The sequence below is a fragment of the Calidifontibacter terrae genome (assembly GCF_054778835.1).
In genome coordinates this window covers 665,314-690,187 of record NZ_BAAGZF010000006.1, presented here as the reverse complement: position 1 = coordinate 690,187, position 24,874 = coordinate 665,314, and the positions used below count along the sequence as shown (strand labels likewise).

Here is a 24,874-nt window from a genome sequence, read left to right as displayed (position 1 = left end):
TCACCTCATCCTGACGCGGGGGTCGATGTAGGCATAGGCAATATCGACCGCCAAGTTGATCAACACGTAGGTCAGCGCTGCCATCGCGATCAGCACCTGCAGGACCGAGTAGTCCTTCTGCTCGAAGGCCACCTTCGTCGCATCACCCAGGCCGGGGATGGAGAAGACGGTTTCGGTGAGGACGGCGCCGGTCAACAGCCCACCGACCTGCAAGCCGATGGTGGTGACCACCGGGAGCATCGCGTTGCGCAGAACGTGGCGGCGACGGATCGTGGCGGTGGTCAGACCCTTGGCCTCCGCCGTACGGATGAAGTCTTCGTCCAGGACGTCCAAGACGGCGGCGCGGGTGATCCGGAAGATCACCGCGAACGGGATGGTCGCCAGGGCGATCGCCGGGAGGATGAGGTGTTTAAGAGCGTCCCAGGCGGCGTCGAACTCGCGGGTCAAGAGCCCGTCGAGAACGAAGAATCCGGTGACCCGGGTGGCGCTGAGACTGGGATCTTGGCGGCCGGTGAGCGGCAGGAGGTGCCAGTCGACCGCGAAGATCTGCTTGAGCACGAACGCCAGGAAGAACACCGGAACAGCTACGCCGATCAGGGACATGAAGACCGAGGCGCTGTCCAGGATTCCGCCGTGGCGGCGGGCGGCGAGGTAGCCCATCGGGATTCCGACGGCGAGCGCCAAGATCATCGCGAAGATGGTCAGTTCCAAGGTGGCCGGCAGGCGAGTGAAAAAGACGCGCATCGCGTCGGCGCCTGGCTGCACCTGACTGGAGATGCCGAAATCACCGCGCAGCGCGTTGCCCAAAAACTTCAGATATTGCACCGGCAGTGGTTGATCGAGGCCCAGCGTCTTGCGCAGGGCAGCGGCTCGTTCAGGGGTGTTCCGTTCGCCGAGCATGGCCGAGATCTGTCCACCGGGCAGGGAGCGCAGCCAGAAGAAGATCAGGATCGACAGGGCGAACAGCACACCGACCATCTGGATGAGTCGGCGGGCGATATATCGCAGCAACTCGAAATCCTTTCGTACGGTGGTGTGTCGATGATGCTGACACAAACAGGTGGCGGTCGGGCCCGAAACGACTGGTCGGGTCCGACCGCCACCTGGTGAGTGGACTTACTTCTTGACGGCGGTCGAGAAGTCCTCGGCGGTCAGCGGGCTGGCAACGATGCCGCTGACGTTCTTGCCGAACACGATGGCCGGCGGTGAACTCGAGATCGGCAGACCCGGGAGGTACTGCGACATGATCTTGTCGCTGAGGGTCTTGTAAGCGGTCGCCCGCTTGCCGGTGTCGACGATGCTGTCGTCGGTGGTCATCTCCTTCTTGAAGGCGGCACCCCACGGGTAGGAGTCGGTGCCCATCTGCTTGCCCATGAAGAAGTTCGCGATGAAGTTGTCCGGCGTGTTGTAGTCGCCGGTCCAGCCCAGCAGGAACGCCGGTGACTGGCCCGCCGCGGTCGCGTCGGTGTAGCCGCCGTTCCACGGCTTGGTGATCGGGTTGACCTTGATGCCGACGGCTTCCCAGTTGGCCTTGATCGCCTGGAAGATCTTCTGCGGGTCCGGCATGTAGGGCCGGGTCACCTCAGAGGGGTACCAGAGGTCGATCGAGAGGTTCGATTGGCCGGCGTCCTTCAGCAACTGCTTCGCCTTGGCCGGGTCGTAGTTGTACTTCATGGTGTTGTCGCTGAAGCCGCTGACCGTCTTGGGGTAGAACTGCGTCGCGACGGTCGCGCCATCGGGCAGCTGCGACTTGACCAGCTGGTCGCGGTTGATCGCGTAGTAGAGCGCCTGGCGGACCTTGAGGTCCTTCAGCGCCGGGTTCTTGGTCGGGTTCAGACCGAGATAAAGGATGTTGAACGCCGGGCGGACCTCGACATTCATGCCCGCCTTCCTCAGCGAGTCCCAGTCGACCGGGTTCGGCAGGTCGTAGCCGTCGATCTCGCCGGCCATGAGGGCCTGCTTGCGCGAGGTCGCGTCGGGAATGATCTTGAAGACCAACTTGGCGATCTTGGCCTTCTCGCCGTAGTAGTCGTCGTTGCGGACCAGCGTGATGGTCTTGTTCGCCACGTCGTACTTCGAGAACTTGAACGGGCCGGTTCCGGTCGGGAACGAGGAGGCGTACTTGCTCTGCGCGATGCCGTCACCCTGGGTCTTGACGTCATTGGCGCCGTACTTGTCCATCGCGGTCGGACTCTGCATCGACCACGACGGCAAGCCCAGCAGGGCAGGGAACTTCGAGGTCGCTCGCAAGAGCTTCAGCTCGACGGAGTCAGCGGCCTTGGCGGTGCAGCCCTGGAAAAGGTCGTCCGCGCTCTTGTTGAAGCCACCCATGTTGTCCGACCAGTACTGCGCGGCCGCCTGGCCGGCCTTGTTCTGACCGTCCATCCGGGCGAAGTTCTTGCAGACTGCGTCGGCGTTGAACGGGGTGCCGTCGGAGAACTTCACGCCCGTACGAAGCTTGAAGGTCCACGTCTTGCCGTCGCTGGACGGGGTCCACGACAGGGCCAGGCCAGGAGTCAGGTCGGCGGTTCCAGGCTTGAAGCTCACCAGGCCGTCGAAGAGCTGACGGGAGATACGGAACGTTTCACCGTCGGTCGCGTAGAGCGGGTCGAAGGTCTCGGGAGCGCCCGCGGCCGCAAACGTCATGGTGGCGCCGGAGTTGCCGCCGCCACTGGTCGAACTGTTGTCGGCACGCTTGGACTGGGCACAGCTGGACAGGGACAGGGCCGTCACGCTCGCCAGGGCGAGTGCGGCGGCCTTCCGGGAGGTCTGCATGTTTTCTCCTCATTCTCGCGGCGGGCGCGCGGGTTCGCGCTTCCGGACGAATGCCTGGACATTAGACCCCCTGTGGGTGATCTGTGGGGCGAAAGAGACCGGTGTTACCCATCCGATGCGGGGGCGTACGGGGCCTTGGCACACCTTGGTCATCGACACGCCGAAAGCCTGAGAGAATGGAGCACATGGCTATCAAGACCCGCGACGACGTACGTAACGTCGCCATCGTTGCCCACGTCGACCACGGGAAGACGACCCTCGTCGACAAAATGCTCTGGCAGACGGGCGCTTTCAGCGAACGGCAGACCGTCGAGACCACTGGTGAGCGGGTGATGGACTCCGGTGACCTCGAGCGCGAGAAGGGCATCACGATCCTCGCCAAGAACACCGCGATCGCCTACGACGGCCCGGCCGCCGACGGCAAGATCGTCACGATCAACATCATTGACACCCCCGGCCACGCCGACTTCGGTGGGGAGGTCGAGCGCGGCCTGTCGATGGTCGACGGCGTGGTTCTGCTGGTCGACGCCTCCGAGGGCCCGCTGCCGCAGACCCGCTTCGTGTTGCGCAAGGCGCTCGCCGCCAAGATGCCGGTCATCCTCTGCATCAACAAGGTCGACCGTCCCGACTCCCGCATCGAGGAGGTCGAGGAGGAGACCTACGAACTCTTCATGGACCTCATCGACGACGCGGCCGGCAACGCCGACCAGCTCGACTTCCCGGTGGTCTACGCCTCGGCCAAGGCCGGTCTGGCCTCGCGCGAGCGCCCTGAGAACGGTGGCCTGCCCGAGGGTGACTCCCTCGAGCCGCTGTTCCGCACCATCCTGGAGACCATCCCCGCCCCGGTCTACGACGACGAGGCGCCGCTGCAAGCCCACGTCACCAACCTGGACTCCTCCAACTTCCTGGGCCGCCTGGCGCTCCTGCGCATCCATAACGGTGAAATGTCCAAGGGCCAGCAGGTCACGTGGTGCCGCCACGACGGAACCCAGCAGCGCGTGAAGATCACCGAGCTGCTCATGACCCAGGGCCTCGACCGCGAGCCGGCCGAGAAGGCCGGTCCCGGCGACATCATCGCCGTTGCCGGTATCCCGGAGATCACCATCGGTGAGACCCTCGCCGACCCGGAAAACCCGATCCCGCTGCCGCTGATCACCGTCGATGAGCCGGCGATCTCGATGACGATCGGAACCAACACCTCGCCGTTGGTCGGAAAGGTGCGTGGCTCGAAGGTCACCGCGCGGATGGTCAAGGACCGCCTCGACCGCGAACTGATCGGCAACGTGTCGTTGCGCGTGTTGCCGACCGAGCGTCCCGACGCCTGGGAGGTGCAGGGTCGTGGTGAGCTGGCGCTGGCCATCCTGGTCGAGCAGATGCGTCGCGAGGGTTACGAGCTGACGGTCGGCAAGCCGCAGGTGGTCACCAAGGAGGTCAACGGCAAGACCCACGAGCCGGTTGAACACCTGACCATTGACACGCCGGAGGAATACCTCGGCGCGATCACCCAGATCCTGGCTGCTCGTAAGGGCCGCATGGAGCAGATGACCAACCACGGCACCGGCTGGATCCGGATGGAGTTCAAGGTTCCGTCGCGCGGCCTCATCGGCTTCCGCACCGAGTTCCTGACCGAAACCCGTGGCACCGGCATCGCCCACCACGTCTTCGATGGCTACGAGCCGTGGCACGGCCAGATCGTCACCCGCATGTCGGGCTCGATGGTCTCCGACCGCAGTGGTGTGGTCACCGCCTACGCGATGGTCAACCTGCAGGAGCGCGGCGTGCTCTTCGTTGACCCGACGACCGAGGTCTACGAAGGCATGATCGTCGGCGAGAACTCGCGCGCCGACGACATGGACATCAACATCACCAAGGAGAAGAAGCTCACCAACGTGCGCGCCTCCTCCGCGGACAACTTCGAGAAGGTCATTCCGCCGCGCAAGCTGTCGCTCGAGCAGAGCCTGGAGTTCTGCCGGGAAGATGAATGTGTCGAGGTGACGCCGGAGAACGTGCGCATCCGCAAGCTGGTGCTGCCTGCCGGTGAGCGGGCCAAGTCCGCCTCGCGCGCTCGCCGCGACGCCTGACCCGACCCGCGCATGGACACCGTCCTCTTCATCCACGCCCACCCGGATGATGAGTCGCTGTGGAGTGGGGTGATGATCGCCGAGTTGGCCCTGTTGGGCCACGAGGTGATCGTCATGACCTGCACCCTCGGCGAAGAGGGCGAAGTCATCCCTGCGGCCAATCAGCGTTTCGAGCTGACGCCGGAGCAACCCCGTAGGGCCGACACCGGTGCCGAACTCGCGACGCTGAGGGCGGCCGAGCTCGGAGCCGCTGTGACCACGCTCGGTGCCCGGTCGGTTCTGTTGTCCCAGGTGGCCGGGCGGCCGCTGCGCGACTCGGGAATGGTCGGCAGCGCCGCTGCCGCTCACGCCAACGCATTCGCGGCCGCGGATGTCGAGGCGTTGGCGGTCGCCGTGGCGCACCTGATCGACACCGAGGGCGTCACGGATGTTGTGTCGTACGAGAGCAACGGCGGCTACGGCCATCCGGACCACATCCAGGCGCATCGCTTGGCTTGTGCCTCCGTCCGAGCGGCGCAGTCGCACCCGTCGTTGAGCGGGATCGTGGTGCCGCTGCGATGGGCCGAGGAAGACCGGCAGTGGCTCAGAGCCCACGTTGCGCCGGCCGAAGGGACCGTGGTCCCGGAGCTGGACGACTCCTATCCGCCGTCGGTGCTCGACCTCGAAAACGTTCGAATCCTCGATGATCCGACGGCGGCGCAGCGACAGGTCGAAGCGCTGCGCTACCACCGCACTCAAGTCGAGGTTCGCGACGGGTGGTACACGTTGTCTAACAACGTCGCCGCCCGATTGAGTGGGCGTGAGGCGATGGTCCGACTCGACCCGCGAGACGGATCGATCCGCCAGAAGGAGTGAGCATGGCCGTCGACCCCGACGCCTACCGGCAGGCGATTGGTCGCTTGGTCACCGGCGTCACCGTGGTGACGACACTGGACGGTGCCATCGACCACGCGATGACCGCCAATGCGGTGACGAGCGTGTCGTTGGACCCCGTGATGCTTCTGCTCTGCGTGGAACAGGACGCCCGGTTCCACGACGCGGTGACGACCGCGGGCGTCTTCGGGGTGAGCATCCTCGACGTGGCCCAGCGTCCCGCGGCGGCCTGGTTGGCGACCCGAGGGCGGCCATTGCACGGCCAGCTCGACCGCATCCCCTTCGAACGCGGGGAGAGCGGTGTGGCCTTGTTGAAAGGCTCGTTGGCAACGATTGAGTGTCAGACCGCCGCGACATACCCGGCGGGTGACCATTCGATCGTGCTCGGCAACGTAACCTCTCTACAGATCGCGGCAACGCCGGGGGAGGCGCTGGTCTATTTCCGCGGTCAATTCGGATCTCAGCGTTAGGGTTTTACTCACGTGGCGAACAGCGAACAGGGGCGACGCGGCCGCGGTCGCATCGCGGCCTGGACCGGAGCAGGGCTAGTCGTGCTGGTCGCGGCGGGCTACGTCGGAGTGGCGGCAAAGGTCACCCAAGAGATCCCGGCCGGTAGCCACGTCGGCGGTGTCGCAGTCGGAGGCAAGAGCCTCGCAGCAGCGAAGTCCGCGATCAATACCAAAGCGTCCAGCGTTGGCCGCAACGTCACCGTGGTCGCCAGCGGCCACACCATCTCCTTCGACGCGAAGACGGCCGGCCTGTCGGTCGACACAACCGGCGCGGTCGACGATCTCACCGGATTCAGCCTGAACCCCTCGGTTGTCTGGGATCACCTGTCCGGCAACAGTATTGACCGCAAACTGCCGGCCAAGGTCGACATCGCCAAGTTGCAACAAGCGCTGCGCGCGCGCAGCGGGGTGTTCAAGGGAGCTCCGGTCAACGGCACTGTCAGCTTCACCGACGGCAAGGTCACCGTCACTCGATCGAAGCCGGGAACCGGGATCGACGTTGCTCGCACCGCCAAGGCCATCGCGGCCGGCTGGCCGTCGAGCACCACCTACACCGCCACAGTCGGTCAGGTCGAGGCTGAGATCACCGACGCCGAGATCGACAACTACGTCACCACCTTCGCCGCTCCGGCGATGAGTGCACCGGTGATTGTGAAGGTGGGCGACAAGACCGCACCGATCACCCCGACCGCGCTCAGCGGGGTGCTCAGCACCACCGTCAAGGACGGCAAACTCACCCCGGTCGTTGATGAGAAGGCGCTCGCCGAGGTGCTGGCCAACCGATCGTCGGTGTTGGTCACTCCGGCTGAGAACGCGAGCTACGACGGTGCCGGCAACGTGGTGCAGGCCAAGGACGGCACCCAACTCGATGCCACCGGGGCCTCCGCCGCGCTGCTGCAGGCGCTGACCTCGCCCGGCCGCACGATGACCCTGAAGACCACGCCGATCAAGGCGAAGATCCAGGCGGCCGATCTCCACACGCTCGGCAGCGGCCTGGTCTCCGAGTTCTCCACCCCGCTGCCCGGCGGTGCGAGCAATCTGGCGCGCACCAAGAACATCCAGGTCGCGATGTCACGGATCAACGGCACGGTGATCGCCCCGGGCGAGCAGTTCAGCCTGCTCGCCGCCCTCACCCCGATCACGAAGGCGAACGGCTACGTCGACGCTCCGGTGTTGGTTGACGGAGTCGACGAACTCGGCACCGGCGGCGGCATCTCGCAGGTCTCGACGACGCTCTACAACGCGACCTTCTTCGCCGGGCTCCAAGAGGACAAACACACCTCGCACGCCTACTGGATCCCGCGCTACCCGATGGGTCGAGAGGCGACCTTGTGGGTGCCGACCATCGACAACAAGTTCACCAACGACTCCGGCCACCCGATCCGGATCGAGGCGGGCGCCGGCCCGGCCGGCACCACCGCGTGGGTCAAGATTTATGGCACCAAGGTGTTCGACGTGCAGTCGTCCACCAGCGCCAAGTTCAACGTGAAGCCGGGCAAGACCCGAACCGTCACCAAGGCCGGATGCATCCAGCAGCCCGAGCAGGACGGATTCGACGTGACCGTCACCCGGGTCGTCACCCAAGGCGGGGTCGTCGTGAAGAACGAGCGACTGACCACGCACTACATCCCGGCTGACCGGATCATCTGCAAGAGTCCATGACCCGAATGCCGCGCGCGATCTTCCGAACCGCTCGGTAGATTCGGTGGCGTGAATCTCCCGGGCGAAGACCACACCGCCGACCTGCGGGCCGCGCTGCTGCGAGCGGGTCTGCGTGACGTGCTCGCCGACAGCACCCACCGCGCTGCCTACTCCACCGACGCCTCGCTCTATCGGGTGGTCCCGCAGGCGGTGGTGCGTCCGTACGATCGTGACGAGGTCGTCGCGACACTCGCCGTCTGCCGGGAGCTCGGGGTTCCCGTCACCGCCCGCGGCGCCGGCACCTCCATCGCCGGCAACGCGATCGGGCCGGGTGTTGTCCTCGACTTCTCGCGGCACCTGAACGCCATCCTCGACCTCGAGCCGGCCGCCGGAACCGCCGTGGTGCAACCGGGAATCGTCCACGCTGCGCTCCAACGGCAGGCACTCGCGGCGGGTTGGCGTTATGGCCCTGATCCGTCGTCACACACCCGTTGCACCATCGGCGGAATGATCGGTAACAACGCCTGTGGCAACCGAGCCCTCGGCTATGGCAAGGCATCGGACAACCTGCTGTCGTTGGAGTCGGTGCTGGCGGATGGCAGCATCCTGCGCACCGTCCACGGCCGATCCCGCGCTGAGGCGCTCGCCACGTCACCCCTGCTGGCCGAGCTCGACGGGTTGGTGGGAGCCGAGTTGGCCCTGATCCGAAAGGAGTTCGGCCGATTCGGCCGCCAGGTCAGCGGCTATGCGCTGCAGCAACTGTTGCCCGAGAACGGTTTCGACGTGACGCGCTTCCTTGCTGGCAGCGAGGCAACACTCGCGATAGCCACCGAGGCGACGGTGCGACTGGTCAAGGAACCGGCCCACCGCCTGCTGGTGGTCCTGGGGTTCGCTGACATTTACGACGCCGGTGACGCCGCGGCCGGACTGCTGCGCTTCGGACCGGTCGCAGTCGAGGGCATGGACAAGCGGATTGTTGACATCATGACCGCCCGCCGCGGGGCCGCGGCTGTGCCGCCGTTACCGCGGGGTGAAGGCTGGTTGCTGGTCGAGTTGGCCGGTGACGATCTCGTCGAACTCAAAGCAACGGCGGGTGAACTTGCCTCTGCGGCAGGGGCGCTCGCGGTCGATATCGTCGACGACCCGCGTACGGCGGCCGCCATCTGGCGCGTCCGGGAGGACGGAGCCGGTCTGTCCGGCCGCAGCCCGCGCGACCGCCCGGCCCACGCGGGCTGGGAGGACGCGGCTGTTCCGCCGGCGCAGATGGGTCCTTACCTGCGCGAGTTCGACGCTTTGCTGGAGGCGCACGACCTGACCGGGCTGCCGTACGGACATTTCGGTGACGGCTGCCTGCACATCCGGATCGACTTCCCGTTCGAGTCGCCCGACGGCGTGAGTGGTTTCGAACGGTTCCTCACCGAGTCGGCGCAGCTGGTCGCCAAGTACGGCGGGTCGCTGTCCGGCGAACACGGCGACGGTCGCGCCCGCAGCGGTTTGCTGCCGCACATGTATTCGCCCGAGGCGATCGCGCTGTTCACCCGGGTGAAACGACTTTTCGACCCAAACCACCTGCTGAACCCGGGGGTCCTGGTCGACCCGGATGCACCAACCGAGCAACTGCGCATCCCGCAGGCAAAACGCCCGAGGGAGCCATTGGCGCTGCTCTATCCGCATGACGACGGCAACTTCCTGGGGGCGGTCCACCGTTGCACAGGCGTGGGCAAATGTCGCGCGGACAACTCCGCGACCGGCGGGGTGATGTGTCCGTCCTATCTCGCCACGGGCGATGAGAAGGACTCGACCCGCGGGCGCGCTCGAGTGTTGCAGGAGATGCTCAACGGCTCCCTGGTCAGTGGCTGGGATGCGCCGGAGGTCCACGATGCGCTGGACCTGTGTCTTTCGTGCAAGGGCTGTCTGTCGGATTGCCCGACCGGCATCGACATGGCGTCCTACAAGGCGGAGGTCCTGCACCAGACCTACCAGGGTCGACGGCGGCCCGCCTCCCACTACTCCCTCGGTCGCCTTCCGCAGTGGGTTCGATTGAGCCGCAAGGGATCTCGAGTTGCTGCCCGGCTGAGTGGAGTGGGCGACCGCTTCGCGTTCGCCAAGCGACTCGCTGGTGTCGACCCGCGCCGCTCCATCCCGCCGCTGGCGCCACAGACGTTCCGCGCGTGGTGCGCCAAGAACGGGGTGCGCACCTTCGAGGAGTCGACGGGCGAGAACCGCGTGGTGCTGCTGGTCGACACCTTCAGCAACTACTTCTCGCCGGCGGTGGCTCAGGCAGCCGTACGCGTGTTGCGGGCTGCCGGTCGTGAGCCGGTGATCGTGGAGCGCGACGGTTGCTGTGGCCTGACCTGGATCAGCACCGGTCAGCTCGACAAGGCGCGCACCATCTTGGGCAAATCGATTGCAGATCTGGATCAGGCTGCCGCTCAAGATGTTCCGATCGTCGGGTTGGAGCCGTCCTGCACCGCGGTCTATCGCAACGACGCCGCGGACCTGATTGGCGACGACGCGTCGGCTCGGGTTGCCGCGGCGACCCGTACCCTCGCGGAGTTCCTGGCCGAACTGCCCGACTGGACTCCGCCGGACCTGTCTGGGGTGCGGGTGATCGCTCAGCCGCACTGTCATCACCACGCGGTGATGAACTGGTCGACCGATGCGCAGCTGCTCGACGACGCCGGCGCGGATGTGCGCCGCCTCTCCGGATGCTGTGGCCTCGCCGGCAACTTCGGCGTCGAACTCGGCCACTACGACGTGAGCGTCAAGATCGCCGAACAACAGTTGCTCCCGGCGCTGGAGGAGGAGCCCGACGTGCCATTCCTCGCCGATGGTTTTTCCTGCCGTACGCAGGCCGACGACCTGCGCGGGCGCGCGGGGCTCCACCTAGCGCAGCTGCTCGACGGCAGCCGGTGAGGTCACTGCGCCAGTAGCGCGCGCACCCGCGGAATGACCTCGGTGCCGTAGAGCTCGACCGACCGGCGCAGGTGGTCTTCGCGGACTGGACCGTTGCTGTATTTCAGGTCGAATCGGTCCACCCCGAGGGCCGACACGGTGTCGGCGATCTTGCGAGCGACGGTGTCCGGTGAGCCGACGTACATCGACCCGTGGTCGGCCTCGGACTCGAACTCGGCGGCGCTGGTGGGTCCCCACCCGCGCTCTCGGCCGATCCGATTCCGGTTGTCGATCCAGGCATCGCGCACCTGGTCGCGCGCCTCGGCATCGGTCTCGGCAATGTGGCCGGGGGAGTGCACGCCCAGTGGCAGGGAGATCTCGAGCTTGTTCTGAGCGTCGCGATACAGATCAACGTACGGCTGGAAGCGCCGGGGGTCGCCGCCGATGATCGCCAGCATCATCGGCACCCCGTGGGTCACCGCGCGTACGACACTCTGCGGCGAACCGCCGACCCCCACCCACGCCTTCAGGCCGCCTTCGGTGCGCGGCATGATCACCGCGTTCTCGACCGGGCGGCGGTGGGTGCCGCTCCAGGAGAACCGCTCCGGTTCGGTGAGCAGTTCGGCGAACATCTCGAACTTCTCCTCGAAGAGCACGTCGTAGTCAGCCAGGTCGAAACCGAACAGCGGGAAGGATTCGGTGAACGAGCCGCGCCCGACGGTGATCTCGGCGCGACCGTTGCTGAGCGCGTTCAGGGTCGAGAAGCGCTCGAAGACTCGGATCGGGTCGTCGCTGCTCAGAACGGTCACCGCTGTGCCGAGGGTGATTCGTTCGGTGCGCGAGGCGGCCGCGGCCAACACCATGTCGGGGGCCGAAATCGCGAAGTCGCCGCGGTGGTGTTCGCCGAAGCTGATGGCGTCGACACCGGCTCGATCGGCGATCTCGGCGTGGTCGAGGTGGTTGCGGATCTCCTGGGCTGCGGTGTTCGGGTTTCCGTTGCGGTCAGTGCTGATATCGCCGAACGAGTCCAGGCCGAGTTGGACGATGCTGTCGTTCATGATTCCTCCAGGGTGAGCGTCTGCCTCGTACAAGATAATGGACGTGTCATCTATTCCGGTGAAGCCCAACGATCGCCGACCGCGGTCAGGGCCGGGCGTACCAATACTCGTGATGCGTGGTGTATCCCAGAGACTCATACAGCGCGATAGCGGGTTCGTTGTCCGCGCTGACTTGCAAATACGCCGACCGGACCCCGCGCCGGTCGGCGTCGCGTGCGGCCTCGCCCACGAGCGTGCGGGCATAGCCGTGACCGCGAGCCGCGGGTGGGGTGTGCAGGTCATAGAGGCCAACCCACCCGGGGGAGTAGGCGATTCGAGCTACGGCGACCGGGTCACCACCTGGCTGGAGGGCGGTCAGGAACCAGCCGTCATGGACCTGCTCGATCAGGCGCTCGACGATGTCGCGGTGTTCCACGCTGCGTGGACTGCTGGCCACCCACCAGGCGTCGGGCGGGGCGGGTGACACCTCGACGGCCGTTTGCGGGGCAGCCGTCGCCAGCGCAACTTCCCGGGTGGCGGCAGTCATCACCAAGGTCCGCTGGAACAAGCTTCCACCGCGGCGCAGCAGCTCGGCCGCCACCGGGTGCTGGGCCGGGTCGCTCGCGGTCTCCACTGCGAGTTGGAACAACGCCGGCTGGCCGAGCCGCGCGTAGGCAGCCGCGACCTCCGCGACGGCGTCGGGGAGGGGCAGGCCCGGATCACCCACGGTGAGGGCGGAGTTCGCGCGGCCCGTGTAGCCCTCCGCGGTCCGACACAACCAGTCGCCGATCGGCAGCTGGAACAGGCCCGGCAGGCCGTCAACCATCAACCGCTGCAGGTCCTCGATGTCGATCGTTCGGTGGGGTCGGCCGGGCCTGCTCGCGCGCGGTGGGAGTTCCTTGGCGGCAACGACATCGGCCCAGGCCACGACGACCTCATCGGTCCGGCTCCGGACCGTCGCATGCGTCGCGTCGGCGGCAATGAGGTCGCCGGTGACGTCGGTGAACAGGGCGCCAGATGGTTCTGCGGAATCGAGCCGGTGGCGCAACACCACCCGGCGACCGACACGAACCGACCAGGGAAGGTGAGACTTACTCTGTTCGGGGTCCGGCATCACTGCATACTAGGTGCCGGACTAGCGAGCAGCCGCTCCCCGAACAGCAGGAGGATTCCTCTCATGACGTACGTCATCGCCCAGCCCTGTGTCGACCTCAAGGACAAGGCGTGCATCGAGGAATGTCCGGTCGACTGCATCTATGAGGGTGAGCGCAGCCTCTACATCCACCCCGACGAGTGCGTCGACTGTGGCGCCTGCGAGCCGGTATGCCCGGTGGAGGCCATCTACTACGAGGACGACGTCCCCGAGCAGTGGGCCGACTACTACAAGGCGAACGTCGAGTTCTTCGACGACTTGGGCAGCCCCGGCGGCGCCAACAAGATGGGCAAGATCGACAAGGACCACCCGTTGATCACGGCGCTGCCGCCGCAGACCCACGACGAGTGATCGGGTGAACCCCCGTCGGCTACCGGACTTCCCCTGGGACTCCTTGGCCGAAGCCAAGCGTGTTGCGGCCTCGCATCCGCGCGGCATCGTCGACCTGTCGGTCGGCACCCCCGTTGACCCCACGCCGCAGGTCGTCCGCGATGCGTTGAGCGCTGCCGCTGATGCTCCGGGCTATCCCCAGGTGTGGGGAACCCCGGACCTGCGTGCGGCTATTGCTGCTTGGCACGCCCGGCGACGCGGCGCCTCCGCCGTCGACCCCGACGGCGTCCTGCCGACGATCGGCAGCAAGGAACTGGTGGCCTGGCTGCCCACGATGCTCGGACTGGGCGCGGGCGACATCGTCGGTTTTCCCGAGGTTGCCTACCCGACTTACGACGTCGGTGCCCGCATCGCTGGCGCTGACCCCCGCCCAGCTGCCTCGCTGCTGCAATACGGTCCGTCCTCACCGAAGTTGTTGTGGCTCAACACTCCTGGAAACCCCAGTGGGCAAGTTCTCCCGGTCGACCATCTGGCGAAGGTGGTGTCATGGGCGCGCCAGCGCGGCGTGATCGTCGCCAGTGACGAGTGCTACGCCGAGCTCGACTGGCGCGAACAGCCCGACGGTCCGACGACCCCGGGGATCCTCGATGACCGTGTCTGCGGCGGCGACCACACCGGCCTGTTGTCGGTCTACTCGCTGTCGAAACAATCGAATCTCGCCGGCTATCGGGCGGCGTTCGTTGCCGGCGACCCGGCGCTGGTTCGACAACTGGTCGAGTTCCGCAAGCACGCCGGAATGATCGTGCCGTGGCCGATCCAACGGGCCCTGCTGGCAGCGGTTCAGGACGACGACCACGTCGCCGTCCAGAAGGAGACCTACCGGCGGCGGCGAGATGCGATGCGGGCGGCGCTGGAATCGGCAGGATGGCGGATCGATCACTCCGAGGCCGGACTCTATCTCTGGGCCACCCGCGGTGAACCCTGTCGCGAGACGATCGATCACCTCGCCGGTCTGGGCATCCTGGCCGCGCCCGGTGACTTCTACGGCGCCGCCGGCGCGGCCCACGTACGAATTGCCCTGACCGCCACCGATGAACGGATCGACGAAGCGGTCTCCCGGCTCACCGCAGGGTGAACAGGGACGTTTCACCACACCTGCAGAAGTGCGATTCTTCATCCACGGGGTGATGTGGGCGGGGTGCCTGCGCTGAGGTACCGTCGGACAAGGCTGACTTACCGACGCGTATGAACCCGCGTCGGAATCCATGTGAGGACGGAAGGCTTCCTTATGACTGATAACGCTCCGGCCACTTTCGCCGCGGGTGACAAGACCCTCGAATTCGCCGTCATCCCGGCGAGCGAGGGTAACGACGGCTATGACATCGCGGCTCTGATGAAGGAGACCGGGAACGTCACGCTCGACGTGGGTTTCGTGAACACCGCGTCCTGCAAGTCCGCCATCACCTACATCGACGGCGACGCAGGCATCCTGCGCTACCGCGGCTACCCGATCGATCAGCTCGCTGAGAAGTCCACCTTCATCGAGACTTCCTACCTGCTGATCTACGGCGAGCTGCCGACCGCCGATGAACTCAAGGCCTTCACCGAACGCATCCAGCGCCACACGATGTTGCACGAGGACCTCAAGAGCCTCCTCGCGGCATTCCCGCGTGACGCACACCCGATGTCGGTGCTGTCCGCGGCCGTCTCGGCGCTCGGCACCTTCTACCAGGACTCGCTGTCGATCACCGACCGTGATCAGGTCGAATTGTCGACCGTTCGCCTGCTCGCCAAGCTTCCGACGATCGCTGCCTACGCGTTCAAGAAGAGCCAGGGTCAGCCGACGCTCTACCCGGACAACAACCTGCCGCTGGTGGAGAACTTCCTGCGCCTCACCTTCGGTTTCCCGACCGAAGACTGGACCCCGAACCCGGTGGTCACCGAAGCCCTCGACCAGTTGTTCATCCTGCACGCTGACCACGAGCAGAACTGCTCGACCTCGACCGTCCGGCTGGTCGGTTCGGGTCACGCGAACCTGTTCGCTTCGATCTCGGCCGGCATCCACGCCCTGAGCGGTCCGCTGCATGGTGGCGCCAACTCCGCGGTGCTGGAGATGCTCGACTCGATCGAGAACGACTTTGGCGGCGACGTCGACAAGTTCGTCGAGAAGGTCAAGAACAAAGAAGACGGTGTGAAGCTCATGGGCTTCGGACACCGTGTTTACAAGAATTACGACCCGCGCGCCGCGATGGTCAAGAAGTCGGCCGACAAGGTGCTGCAGGCTCTGGGTGTCGATGACCCCAAGCTCGAGATGGCTCGTCGCCTGGAGGAGATCGCCCTCTCCGACGACTACTTCATCTCCCGCAAGCTCTACCCGAACGTCGACTTCTACACCGGCATCATCTACAAGGCGATGGGCTTCCCGACGGAGATGTTCACCGTCCTGTTCGCGATCGGCCGGCTCCCGGGCTGGATCGCCCAGTGGCGCGAGATGATGGAGGACCCGGCGACCAAGATCGGCCGTCCGCGTCAGATCTACATCGGCGAGACCGAGCGCAACTACCCGAACTGAGCCCAGCTCAACGGTTCGGACACGACGAACGCCGCCTACCCTTCGGGGTCGGCGGCGTTCGTCGTGCGCGGGCTGCGATTCAGAACTCGATGCGTACGACGGTGGCCGACCCGGTGGGGTGGGATGCGCCGGTCCAGGTCCAGCCGGCCTTGCCTGACTGGCGGTTCCAAGCGCGGTCGCCGACGACGACCGAGGTGACACCCTCGGCCTGAGCGTGGGTCACCGACCAGGACCCGATCGCCCAGGCGTCCTTCGTCGATGTGGCGCGGTAGGTGACGTAGGTAGCGGACGCGGTGGCATTCACCCCCGCCTGGGACTTCAGTTTGTCGACGAAGGCGGCCGGATCGCCCTTGGCATCAGAGGCCGAGAAACGACAGCCAACGGCCTCTGGAACCGAACCGTCGAACGCGGTGGCGAGCACTCGCCCTTGCGTTTCGTGTTGCGCGTAGGCATCGGGGTAGCCGCTCTTCTGCACCTTCTGCGCAGCGTCGTTGACATTCATCGACTGCCACCCGTCGATCTTCTGCAGCGCCTGGTAGAACCGCTTGCTGGCATAGATCGGGTCGAGGATCTCCTGGCTGCTGCCCCAGCCTTGGCTCGGGCGTTGTTGGAACAGGCCGAGCGAGTCGAGGTCACCCGAGGTGAGGTTGCGCAGCTTGGACTCCTGGATCGCCGTGGTCTCCGCGATCTGGGTGGCCTGTGTGGGCAGCCCGAGCAGATGGGTTCCGACGACGCCGATGGTCGCCGCATTCGCGCTCTGCTCGGTGGACCACTGGTAGTCGAAGGACGCGTCGCGCACCTTGCAGGTGTTCTGGGCGAAGTGGTCGACGATGCGCTGATAACCCCAGTATCCGCCGCCGCCGATGGCGGCAATCAGGCCGATCGGCAGTAGGCAGCCCAGGAAGGTCGTCCAGGGGCGGCGCCGGTTGTCGACGGCGAAGTGATGATCACCGATCCGGATGGAGTTCTCGTCGTCATCGTTATAGCCGTTGGCGTCATGGCCGTCTTGGAAGTCGTCGTAGAGCCCGTCGAACTCGTCGTCGGAGGATCGCCCTCGTCTGCGCAAACCCATCGATGCCTCAGGGAGTGGCCGTGTTGGCGTGCAGCGCGGCGTTGAGTTCGATGCCCTGGCCGTCGCGTTCGCGGCACTCCACGGCGCCGGTCTCGCTGTTGCGCAGGAACAGCATGTTGGATCCGCCGGACAGTTCGCGGGCCTTGCGGACGCTGCCGTCGGGCATGGTCACCTTGGTGCCAGCGGTGACATAGAGCCCGGCCTCGACGACGCAGTCGTCACCGAGGGCGATGCCGATACCGGCCTCAGCGCCAATCAGGCAGCGGCGGCCGATCGTGACGCGCGCGGTGCCGCCCCCGGAGAGGGTGCCCATGATCGACGCGCCGCCTCCGATGTCGGAGCCGTCACCGACGGTGACGCCCTGCACGATCCGACCTTCGACCATCGAGTGGCCGAGGGTGCCGGCGTTGAAGTTGCAGAAGCCTTCGTGCATGACCGTCGTTCCCTCAGCGAGGTGGGCGCCCAATCGGACGCGGTCGGCGTCGGCGATCCGCACTCCAGAGGGAACGACGTAGTCGGTCATCCGGGGGAACTTGTCGACGCTGAAGACCTGTACGGCGACCCCGTCGGCCCGCAGCCGCAGCCGCGTCGCTTCGAAGTCCTCAGGCGCGCAGGGCCCGGCGCTGGTCCAAACCACGTTCTGCAATACCCCGAAAAGGCCGTCCAGGTTGATCGTGTTGGGCTTCACCAGGCGGTGTGACAGCAGGTGGAGACGCAGGTAGGCGTCACTCGCGTCGGCCGGCGCCGCGTCGAGATCGATCGCGACGAACACGACCTTCGTATGGACGGCGCGGCGGGAATCGTCGCGCACCAGGGCCGTCAGCGCAGACGGAGTGAGGGCCTCATCGGGGGCACTGCCGAGCTGCGGCTGCGGGAACCACGTGTCGAGCACCCGGTCGTCGTACGTCGTCGTGGCGAGGCCGTAGCCCCAAGCGTTGCGCTGCGCGGTCATGACTCAAGGCTAGGTGAGGAGGTCGGCACATCGCTCCAGCGACCCGGGGTACAAGATGGTTCCCATGCCAGCTCTGGACCTGCAGGCCGACGTCGTCGACCTCACCGCTGCCCTGTGTGACATCCCGTCCGTCAGCAAGAACGAGCTCCAGATCGCCGACGCGATCGAAGCCGCTCTGTGTGACCTGCCCCATCTGCGCGTCGAGCGAGAGGGCAACGTCGTGGTCGCTCGCACAGACCTCGGCCGCGACGAGCGAGTGATCCTGGCCGGCCACATCGACACCGTGCCGATCACCGACCCGCCGAATGTCCCGGTCAAACGGGTCGAGGGGACGCTGATGGGTCGCGGCACCACCGACATGAAGGGCGGGGTCGCGGTGCAACTGAAGCTGGCGGCGCAGATCGCCGAGCCGACCCGCGACGTGACCTACGTCTTCTACGACTGCGAGGAGATCGAGGACGAGTTCAACGGTCTCGGTCGGATCGCCCGCACCCACCCGGACTGGCTGCGCGGCGACTTCGCCGTCCTGCTCGAACCGACCGACGGTGGCATCGAGGGTGGATGCAAAGGCACCATGCGGGTCGACGTCGCGGCCAAGGGCATCTCGGCCCACTCCGCGCGACCGTGGAACGGTCACAACGCGATTCACGAGGCCGGCCACATCCTCGCCGCCCTGCAGGCGTACGAACCCGCGACCGTCACGGTCGACGGTCTGGACTACCACGAGGCCCTCAACGCGGTCGGGATCAGCGGCGGCATTGCAGGCAACGTCATCCCCGACAAATGCGTGGTGAGCGTGAACTACCGCTACGCGCCTGACAAGAACACCGATGAGGCGTTGGCTCACGTGCGGTCGATCTTCCCGAGCTACGAATGCACCGTCACCGATGCCGCCGACGGAGCGCGCCCCGGGCTGGATAAACCGGCCGCCGGCGCCTTCGTCGAAGCCTTGGCTCTGCCGGTGGTGGCCAAGGAGGGCTGGACCGACGTCGCGCGGTTCTCGGCGCTCGGGATCCCGGCGGTCAATTTCGGCCCGGGCGACCCGAACCTGGCCCATACCGACGACGAGCGCTGCCCGGAGCAGCAGATCACCGACGCCTACGCCGCGATGGTGCGCTGGCTGTCACCGACGGGCCAGGGGGATGCGCGATGAGCCAACAAGGGATCTACCGGCGCGGTGCCACCACGCTGCGCGGCACTCAGGTTCCACACACGACCACCGATCAGCGGCTGTTGGACCACCAACCCGATTCCGATTGGTTGCACACCGATCCATGGCGCGTGATGCGCATTCAAGCCGAATTCGTCGAGGGTTTCGGCGCGCTGGCCGAACTTGGCCCGGCTGTGGCGGTCTTCGGATCGGCGCGGCTGAAGCCCGAGAGCGAGCATTACGTGAAGGGCGTCGAGGTCGGCCGGTTGTTGGCCGAGGCGGGCTATGCCGTCATCACCGGCGGTGGCCCTGGCGCGATGGAAGCCGCGAACCTGGGGGCGAAGCGAGCCGACGGGGTCAGCGTCGGTCTGGGCATCGAGCTGCCGTTCGAGACCGGACTCAACGCGTACGTGGACCTCGGGGTCAACTTCCGCTACTTCTTCGTGCGCAAGACGATGTTCGTCAAATACTCCCAGGGCTACGTCGTGCTCCCGGGCGGCTTCGGCACCCTCGATGAGTTGTTCGAGGCGGTCACTCTCGCCCAGACCCACAAGATCAGCAGCTTCCCGCTGATCCTGCTCGGGCGAGCCTTCTGGATGCCGCTGGTCGACTTCGCCCGCAACACCCTGCTGAGCGAGGGAATGATCAACGCCGAGGACGTCGACCGCCTCCACGTCGTCGACGAACCTGCCGAGGCCGTCGAAATCATCGTGAAGGCCGACCGGCAACGAGCGGGCGAGGGCCGCTGACCCTTCGCCTCTCCGGCGCGACGGGCAGTTAGTCTGTTCCGGTGATCGCCGTCCTCATCGTTCTTCTTGTCGTCGTGGCCGGAGTGGCCGTCGCCGCAGTGATGGGGCGCTTCAGTGGTCACCTCGACGACGCCGTCCACACCACGCCGTTCGAACCGCTGCCGGCCGGCCCGGTCACCGCCGACGATGTCGCCGCGCTGCGCTTCGACCAGACCGTCCGGGGATACCGAATGGGTCAGGTAGACGACGTGCTGGACCGGTTGCGCGCGGAACTGCTCGAGCGGGACGCCGAGATCGCCCGACTACGAGGCGCCAGCACACCCAGCGAGCTGTAGGAGTTCACGAACCGGTGGGGGAGAACGGCATCGCCTTGAGCTCGGCAGCGCATCGATCGTTGCGAGCTCGAATGATCGACCTCGCCGACCGGCGCCTGATCGTGATGGTGCTGGCGACGTACGCGGTGCTGCGAGTGTTCAGCGCCATCCTGATCGAGGTCGTCGCCGCTCACCAGGATCCGGCGGGGGTGCCAAACGGCCCGGCCAACGGGGCCACCACGTCGTATTGGGATGTGGTGCGAACCTGGGACGGCGAGTGGTACCGCAAGATTGCAGAGACTGGCTACCCGCGCGAGGTCCCGCGAAACGAACTGGGGGTTGTCCAGCAGAACCCGTGGGCTTTCTATCCTCTTTACCCGATGCTCACTCGAGTGTTGATGGCGGTCACCGGTGGATCGTTTGCGGTAGTGGGCTCCTTGTTCGCCCTGGCGTGTGGCGCCGTTGCAGCGGTGTTGATGGCGATCCTGCTGCGCCCCCGGATCGGCGCCGCCGCCGCGTGGTGCGCAACCGCGTTGCTCTTCGCCTCGCCGCCCAGCCCGGTCTTCCAGATGACCTACACCGAGTCTTTGGCTTTGGCGTTGCTGTTCGCCTTCTTGATCGCGATCGAGCGGGAATGGTGGGAGTGGGCCGGGCTGATCGCCATCGCCCTGGGTCTCGCGCGTCCGGTGGCGGTGCCGCTGGGCGTCGTGGCGCTGGTCGCCTGTCTGATGCGCTGGCGGGCGCGCCGGGAGCGTCCCCTCGACGGCTGGGAGATTTCCCAGCTCGGCATCATGCTGACCGCCACGGCGGCCTCTGCCGGGATCTGGCCGGCGATCGCCTGGGCCTCAACCGGGGAGCGCAGCGCCTACACCGAGACCATGGCGTCTTGGCGTGGAACTGGCAAGGTCGTGCCCTTCAAACCATGGATCGACAACTTCCACCTTCTCTTTGGCGGCGTGGCATTGCCGATGCTGCTGCTCTTCGTCATCGGCTACGCCGTTCTCTTCGCCGGGCCCTGGGCCTCCGCGCTCGGCGGCCCGATGCGCGCCTGGTGTCTGGCCTACGGGTTCTATCTGCTGGCGGTCCTCGACGTTTGGACCAGCGTCTACCGCTATCTGGTGTTCGTCTTCCCTGTAGCGGTCGTGCTCATCGGCGCCGGGTGGAAACGACCCGAGCGGCGAGTGCTGGTGGGTATACGGACGGCCGTTTGGTTGGTGCTTTTCCTCGGCTGGCAGTGGTGGTGGTGCGCCGAGTTGCTGTTGATCCACCCGCCCTCGGACTACCCGATCTGAGCCCGTACGCAACAAACCCGCTCCGAGGCGGAGCGGGTTTGGTGGGTGAACCGGGTGTTACGACTGCTGCGGCGGCTTCGGCAGCTGCACGCCTTGACCGAACTGCTGCGGGTCCGGCAGCGGGAGGCCGCTGGTCGGGGGCTCGCTCGGCGCCGGCAAACCCTGGGGTTCGTCGTGAGCCGGCGCGTCCGGACGCTTCTTGGTCGACCGGGCGGTGCGAGCCGCCTGCTCGTATTCGGTCTCCGTGCTCTGGCGGGCGACCGCCTCCGCCTCCGCAACCGCCTTGGCGACTGCCGGGTCGCGGACCAGGTTGAACCACTCGGCGACCTCGTCGTCGTTGGTCTCGGGGACGTCTTCGTAGGAAGGCATCTCGTAGCGGAAGGTGCCGTCGTCGCCCTGGCTGCCGAACGACTTGGCGAAGCCCTGCAACGCCGAACCGAAGTCGCTCGGAACGACCCACACCTTCGATGCCTGGCCCTCGGCCATCTTCGGCAACTGGCGCAGGTATTCGTACGCCAGCAGTTCCGGGGTCGGCTTGCTGGCCCGGATGGCCGCAAATGTCTTCTCGATGGACTTCGCATCACCTTGGGCGCGCAGGTATTTAGCCGCGCGATCACCCTCGGCGCGCAGGATGCGCGACTGGCGATCACCCTCGGCGGTCAGGATGGATGCCTGCTTGGCACCCTCCGCAGCGAGGATCTGGCTCTGCTTGTCACCCTCGGCCGATTTGATCGCCGATTCACGGTGGCCCTCGGCCGCCAGAATGGTTGCTCGCTTCTCACGGTCGGCCTTCATCTGCTTCTCCATCGACTCCTGGATGGAAGGCGGCGGGAGGATCGACTTGAGCTCGACACGGCTGACGCGCAGGCCCCAGCGGGTAGTGGCCTCGTCGAGCACTCCACGCAACTGGGTGTTGATCACCTCGCGACTGGTGAGGGTCTGCTCCAGGGTCATGCCACCGACGACGTTGCGCAGGGTGGTCGTTGCCAGCTGCTCGACACCGACGATGTAGTTGTTGATCTCGTAGACCGCGGCGCGCGGTTCGGTGACCTGGAAGTAGACGACGGTGTCGATGTTGACCGTCAGGTTGTCTTCGGTGATCACCGGCTGCGGCGGGAAGCTGACCACCCGTTCGCGCAGGTCGACCCGAGCGCGGATCCGGTCGACGAACGGCATCAGGAAGAGCAACTGGCCCGACACCGTCTTGGTGTAGCGGCCCAGCCGTTCCACGACGGCGGCCTCGGCCTGAGGAATCAGGGCGACCGACTTGATGACGATGATCACCGCGAGCAGCGCGATGACCGCCGCAATGATGAGCAGGGGTTCCATCGAATCTTCCGTTCAGTTTTCGGTTTCGACGACGGCGATCGCGCCATCGATTTGCTGGACGACGACCTTGGAGCCGACGTCGTAGGTAAAGGAGGGCTCGGCCGCTCGGGCGGACCAGAGGTCCCCGCCGATTTTGATCCGGCCGCCGTCGGAATCGACCGATTCGACAACCTCGGCCGTCGCACCCAGCAGAGCATCGGTGTTCATCGGCTCTATCGGTCCGGTCAAGTAGTGGCGTTTGAGGGGCGGACGGACGCCGAGCAGGAGAACCACGGAGACCAAGGCGAAGACGAGCGCCGACAACCAGGGCGCGGCGCCGGCCGCTGAGGCTCCGCCGGCGCTCAGCGCGCCGACGCCCAGCATCAACATCACGAACTCGCCGCCGAGCACCTCGGTCGCGATCAGCGTCACGCCGATCACGATCCAGAAAATCGTCTGCGCGTCCATTCGCGTCCTCCCCGGATACTGCTGAGGCTCAACGCCCCTCGAAAACCGGACTTTCCTTCGCCAAGAAGGCCCCGACCGCGCTGCGGTGGTCGTCGGTGGATCCGGTCACTGTCATCAACCTACCCTCGTTGGCCAACGAATCGGCCAACGAATTGGTTGCGGAGAAGGCGACCGCTCGGCGAACGGACCCGAAGGCGATCGTCGGTCCGGTGGCCAAGCGGGAAGCGAACTCCTTGACCCCGGCGGCGAAGTCGGCATCGGCGAACACCGTGGTGGCCAGGCCGAGTTCGCTGGCCTCGGGCGCCTTGACGGTGCGGGGCAGCAAGAGCAGTTCCTTCGCCTTCGCCGGGCCGACAAGTCGCGGCAGGGTCCAGGACGCACCGGAGTCGCAGGACAACGCGATGCCGGTGAACGAGGTATTGAACCCGGCCGCTTCGTGAACCAGCCGGAAGTCGCAGGCGAATGCGAACGAGGCTCCGGCGCCGGCGGCCACGCCGTTGACCGCGGCGATCACGGGCTTGTTCATCGTGGCCAACAACTCCACGATCGGGTTGTAATGGTCGGTGACCGTTCCCGACAGGTCTTCGCCACTTTCAAGCCCGACGACATGTTCCTTCAGGTCTTGCCCGACACAGAAGCCCTTCCCTGTGCCGGTCAGCACCACACAGCGCACACTCTCGTCGTCGGCGGCCTCCCGCAAAGCGCGCAGCAGCGCGACCTTCGTCGCGAGGTTCAACGCACACATCGCGTCGGGGCGATTGATCCGTACGGTCCTCACGCCACCATCGCGTTCGACGACCACTGTGTCTTCGGTACTCACGGGCTCTCCTTGCCGGCGGTGCGGATACTGCTGTCAACGTACGCGGCGGCCCCGGGGCGCAGGTCGGCGGCCACGGCGCGGAATCTGTCCGCGGAGGCGCGGCCAGGCCAGTCCTGCGGGAGCGCCGCTTGCGGCAGCCCGGGATCGGTGAACAGGAATTTGCGCCACTCGTGGACGACCCGCGCGCGGACCGCGTACGCGTCCCGGTCGCTCACCACAGCGGCCGCGTCGTTGGTGAGATCGGTCAACCACGCGAGAAACCGTTGGTGTTCGACGGCCAACGCTGGCAGGTCCCACAGGTCGGCGGCCAGGGAGCGCGGATCACCACCGAAGCGGGCGCCGAACTCGCGAAAACCGGGACCGAGTGTCTCGATCAGGTCGTCGCTGCGCCGGGCCGCAACCCAAGTGTCGACTGCTAGCGGCGCATAGCCGAGGTAGCGCATTGACGCCTTTGTACGCGCTCGGACCGAGCGGTCCGCACTGTGCTCAACCACGACGACATGCCAGGTCTCGTCCCACGTGAGTGGCTCGGCGTAGATGCGGTGGCCGGCCGATCCCAGCCGGTGACGGGCCCGCGGCGTCGCCGCATATCCGCGTAGGCCGTCTTGCTCTTGCGCGGTGAGCCAGCCTTCGCGGACCATCCGGGAAACGGCGGTGCGGGTGGCGGCTGCCGCGATGTCGAGCGTCGAGTTCAACTGGATCAACGTGGAGATCGGAGCCCATCCGCCGCGGGCGAGGAGATGGTCTCCGTAGATGTCGAAGACCGCGGACCGGGCGAGCATGGCGTCATCGTGTCACGGTCGAGGCCCCGGCAGACTGGCACCAGCGCAGAATTGGTGGAGGCCTTGGTTCCGCCCGCGCCCGCGGTCAGGGATAATGGTGA

General features: G+C 66.3%; 22 protein-coding genes. 12 read left to right on the top strand and 10 right to left on the bottom strand.

The window, feature by feature from the left end:
• Both ACYU98_RS11445 and ACYU98_RS11440 read right to left on the bottom strand, forming a co-directional pair.
• Entirely contained in the window at positions 1–1,011 is a 1,011-nt protein-coding gene (locus ACYU98_RS11445; RefSeq protein ID WP_460468333.1) for an ABC transporter permease, read from the bottom strand.
• Positions 1,012–1,116: 105 nt separating this feature from the next.
• Positions 1,117–2,775: an ABC transporter substrate-binding protein gene (locus ACYU98_RS11440; RefSeq protein WP_460468332.1), complete on the bottom strand. Its 1,659-nt coding sequence runs from the start codon at positions 2,773–2,775 to the stop codon at positions 1,117–1,119.
• A gap of 185 nt (positions 2,776–2,960) precedes the next feature.
• Here ACYU98_RS11440 and typA point away from each other — a divergent pair, with 185 nt between their 5' ends.
• From typA to ACYU98_RS11415, 5 genes are read left to right on the top strand one after another with little or no spacing between them, the layout of a single operon-like run.
• Positions 2,961–4,856: a translational GTPase TypA gene (gene typA, locus ACYU98_RS11435; protein WP_460468331.1), complete on the top strand. Its 1,896-nt coding sequence runs from the start codon at positions 2,961–2,963 to the stop codon at positions 4,854–4,856.
• Positions 4,857–4,868: 12 nt separating this feature from the next.
• Positions 4,869–5,711, top strand: coding sequence for a PIG-L family deacetylase (locus ACYU98_RS11430; RefSeq protein ID WP_460468330.1), 843 nt, complete (start codon positions 4,869–4,871; stop codon positions 5,709–5,711).
• 2 nt (positions 5,712–5,713) lie between these two features.
• Positions 5,714–6,199 carry a flavin reductase family protein gene (locus ACYU98_RS11425; RefSeq protein WP_460468329.1) on the top strand — a complete coding sequence of 162 codons (486 nt, stop codon included), beginning with the start codon at positions 5,714–5,716 and terminating at the stop codon, positions 6,197–6,199.
• Between the two features lie 12 nt (positions 6,200–6,211).
• The gene (locus tag ACYU98_RS11420; RefSeq protein WP_460468328.1) at positions 6,212–7,900 is read left to right on the top strand and encodes a VanW family protein; all 1,689 of its coding nucleotides are present in this window, start codon (positions 6,212–6,214) and stop codon (positions 7,898–7,900) included.
• A gap of 48 nt (positions 7,901–7,948) precedes the next feature.
• Positions 7,949–10,795, top strand: coding sequence for an FAD-binding and (Fe-S)-binding domain-containing protein (locus tag ACYU98_RS11415; RefSeq protein WP_460468327.1), 2,847 nt, complete (start codon positions 7,949–7,951; stop codon positions 10,793–10,795).
• Between the two features lie 2 nt (positions 10,796–10,797).
• Here the strand turns inward: ACYU98_RS11415 and ACYU98_RS11410 are convergent, their stop codons facing one another.
• Both ACYU98_RS11410 and ACYU98_RS11405 read right to left on the bottom strand, forming a co-directional pair.
• A complete protein-coding gene (locus ACYU98_RS11410; RefSeq protein ID WP_460468326.1) occupies positions 10,798–11,832 on the bottom strand; it encodes an LLM class flavin-dependent oxidoreductase in 1,035 nt (344 codons plus the stop codon).
• 85 nt (positions 11,833–11,917) lie between these two features.
• On the bottom strand, positions 11,918–12,925 hold the full coding sequence (locus tag ACYU98_RS11405; protein WP_460468325.1) for a GNAT family N-acetyltransferase: 1,008 nt from the start codon (positions 12,923–12,925) through the stop codon (positions 11,918–11,920).
• A gap of 63 nt (positions 12,926–12,988) precedes the next feature.
• Here ACYU98_RS11405 and fdxA point away from each other — a divergent pair, with 63 nt between their 5' ends.
• From fdxA to ACYU98_RS11390, 3 genes are all read left to right on the top strand, one after another.
• Positions 12,989–13,315 (top strand): ferredoxin, encoded by a 327-nt coding sequence (gene fdxA, locus ACYU98_RS11400; protein ID WP_460468324.1) that lies wholly within the window; start codon positions 12,989–12,991, stop codon positions 13,313–13,315.
• Positions 13,316–13,319: 4 nt separating this feature from the next.
• Positions 13,320–14,429 carry a succinyldiaminopimelate transaminase gene (gene dapC / locus ACYU98_RS11395; RefSeq protein WP_460468323.1) on the top strand — a complete coding sequence of 370 codons (1,110 nt, stop codon included), beginning with the start codon at positions 13,320–13,322 and terminating at the stop codon, positions 14,427–14,429.
• Between the two features lie 153 nt (positions 14,430–14,582).
• A complete protein-coding gene (locus ACYU98_RS11390; protein WP_460468322.1) occupies positions 14,583–15,866 on the top strand; it encodes a citrate synthase in 1,284 nt (427 codons plus the stop codon).
• Between the two features lie 79 nt (positions 15,867–15,945).
• On the opposite strand, the gene ACYU98_RS11385 is transcribed toward ACYU98_RS11390, so the two are convergent.
• Complete coding sequence (locus tag ACYU98_RS11385; RefSeq protein ID WP_460468321.1) at positions 15,946–16,938, bottom strand: hypothetical protein; 993 nt, start codon at positions 16,936–16,938, stop codon at positions 15,946–15,948.
• A 7-nt stretch (positions 16,939–16,945) separates the two neighbouring features.
• Positions 16,946–17,890 (bottom strand): 2,3,4,5-tetrahydropyridine-2,6-dicarboxylate N-succinyltransferase, encoded by a 945-nt coding sequence (gene dapD / locus ACYU98_RS11380; RefSeq protein ID WP_460468320.1) that lies wholly within the window; start codon positions 17,888–17,890, stop codon positions 16,946–16,948.
• Between the two features lie 64 nt (positions 17,891–17,954).
• Between dapD and dapE the strand changes: the two genes are divergently transcribed.
• The 4 genes from dapE (at position 17,955) to ACYU98_RS11360 (ending at position 21,395) form a co-directional block, all read left to right on the top strand.
• Entirely contained in the window at positions 17,955–19,043 is a 1,089-nt protein-coding gene (gene dapE, locus ACYU98_RS11375) for a succinyl-diaminopimelate desuccinylase (RefSeq protein WP_460468319.1), read from the top strand.
• On the top strand, positions 19,040–19,789 hold the full coding sequence (locus ACYU98_RS11370; protein ID WP_460468318.1) for an LOG family protein: 750 nt from the start codon (positions 19,040–19,042) through the stop codon (positions 19,787–19,789). The genes dapE and ACYU98_RS11370 overlap by 4 nt, the downstream gene beginning before the upstream one ends.
• Positions 19,790–19,830: 41 nt before the next feature.
• The gene (locus ACYU98_RS11365; RefSeq protein WP_460468317.1) at positions 19,831–20,124 is read left to right on the top strand and encodes a DivIVA domain-containing protein; all 294 of its coding nucleotides are present in this window, start codon (positions 19,831–19,833) and stop codon (positions 20,122–20,124) included.
• Positions 20,125–20,195: 71 nt separating this feature from the next.
• Positions 20,196–21,395, top strand: coding sequence for a hypothetical protein (locus ACYU98_RS11360; protein ID WP_460468316.1), 1,200 nt, complete (start codon positions 20,196–20,198; stop codon positions 21,393–21,395).
• 57 nt (positions 21,396–21,452) lie between these two features.
• Here the strand turns inward: ACYU98_RS11360 and ACYU98_RS11355 are convergent, their stop codons facing one another.
• From ACYU98_RS11355 to ACYU98_RS11340, 4 genes are read right to left on the bottom strand one after another with little or no spacing between them, the layout of a single operon-like run.
• Entirely contained in the window at positions 21,453–22,724 is a 1,272-nt protein-coding gene (locus ACYU98_RS11355) for an SPFH domain-containing protein (protein ID WP_460468315.1), read from the bottom strand.
• Between the two features lie 12 nt (positions 22,725–22,736).
• Entirely contained in the window at positions 22,737–23,171 is a 435-nt protein-coding gene (locus ACYU98_RS11350) for an NfeD family protein (RefSeq protein WP_460468314.1), read from the bottom strand.
• A 28-nt stretch (positions 23,172–23,199) separates the two neighbouring features.
• Positions 23,200–23,991, bottom strand: coding sequence for an enoyl-CoA hydratase/isomerase family protein (locus tag ACYU98_RS11345; protein WP_460468313.1), 792 nt, complete (start codon positions 23,989–23,991; stop codon positions 23,200–23,202).
• Positions 23,988–24,773: a PaaX family transcriptional regulator gene (locus tag ACYU98_RS11340; protein WP_460468312.1), complete on the bottom strand. Its 786-nt coding sequence runs from the start codon at positions 24,771–24,773 to the stop codon at positions 23,988–23,990. Before ACYU98_RS11340 ends, ACYU98_RS11345 begins: the two co-directional genes overlap by 4 nt.
• Positions 24,774–24,874 lie beyond the last annotated feature (101 nt).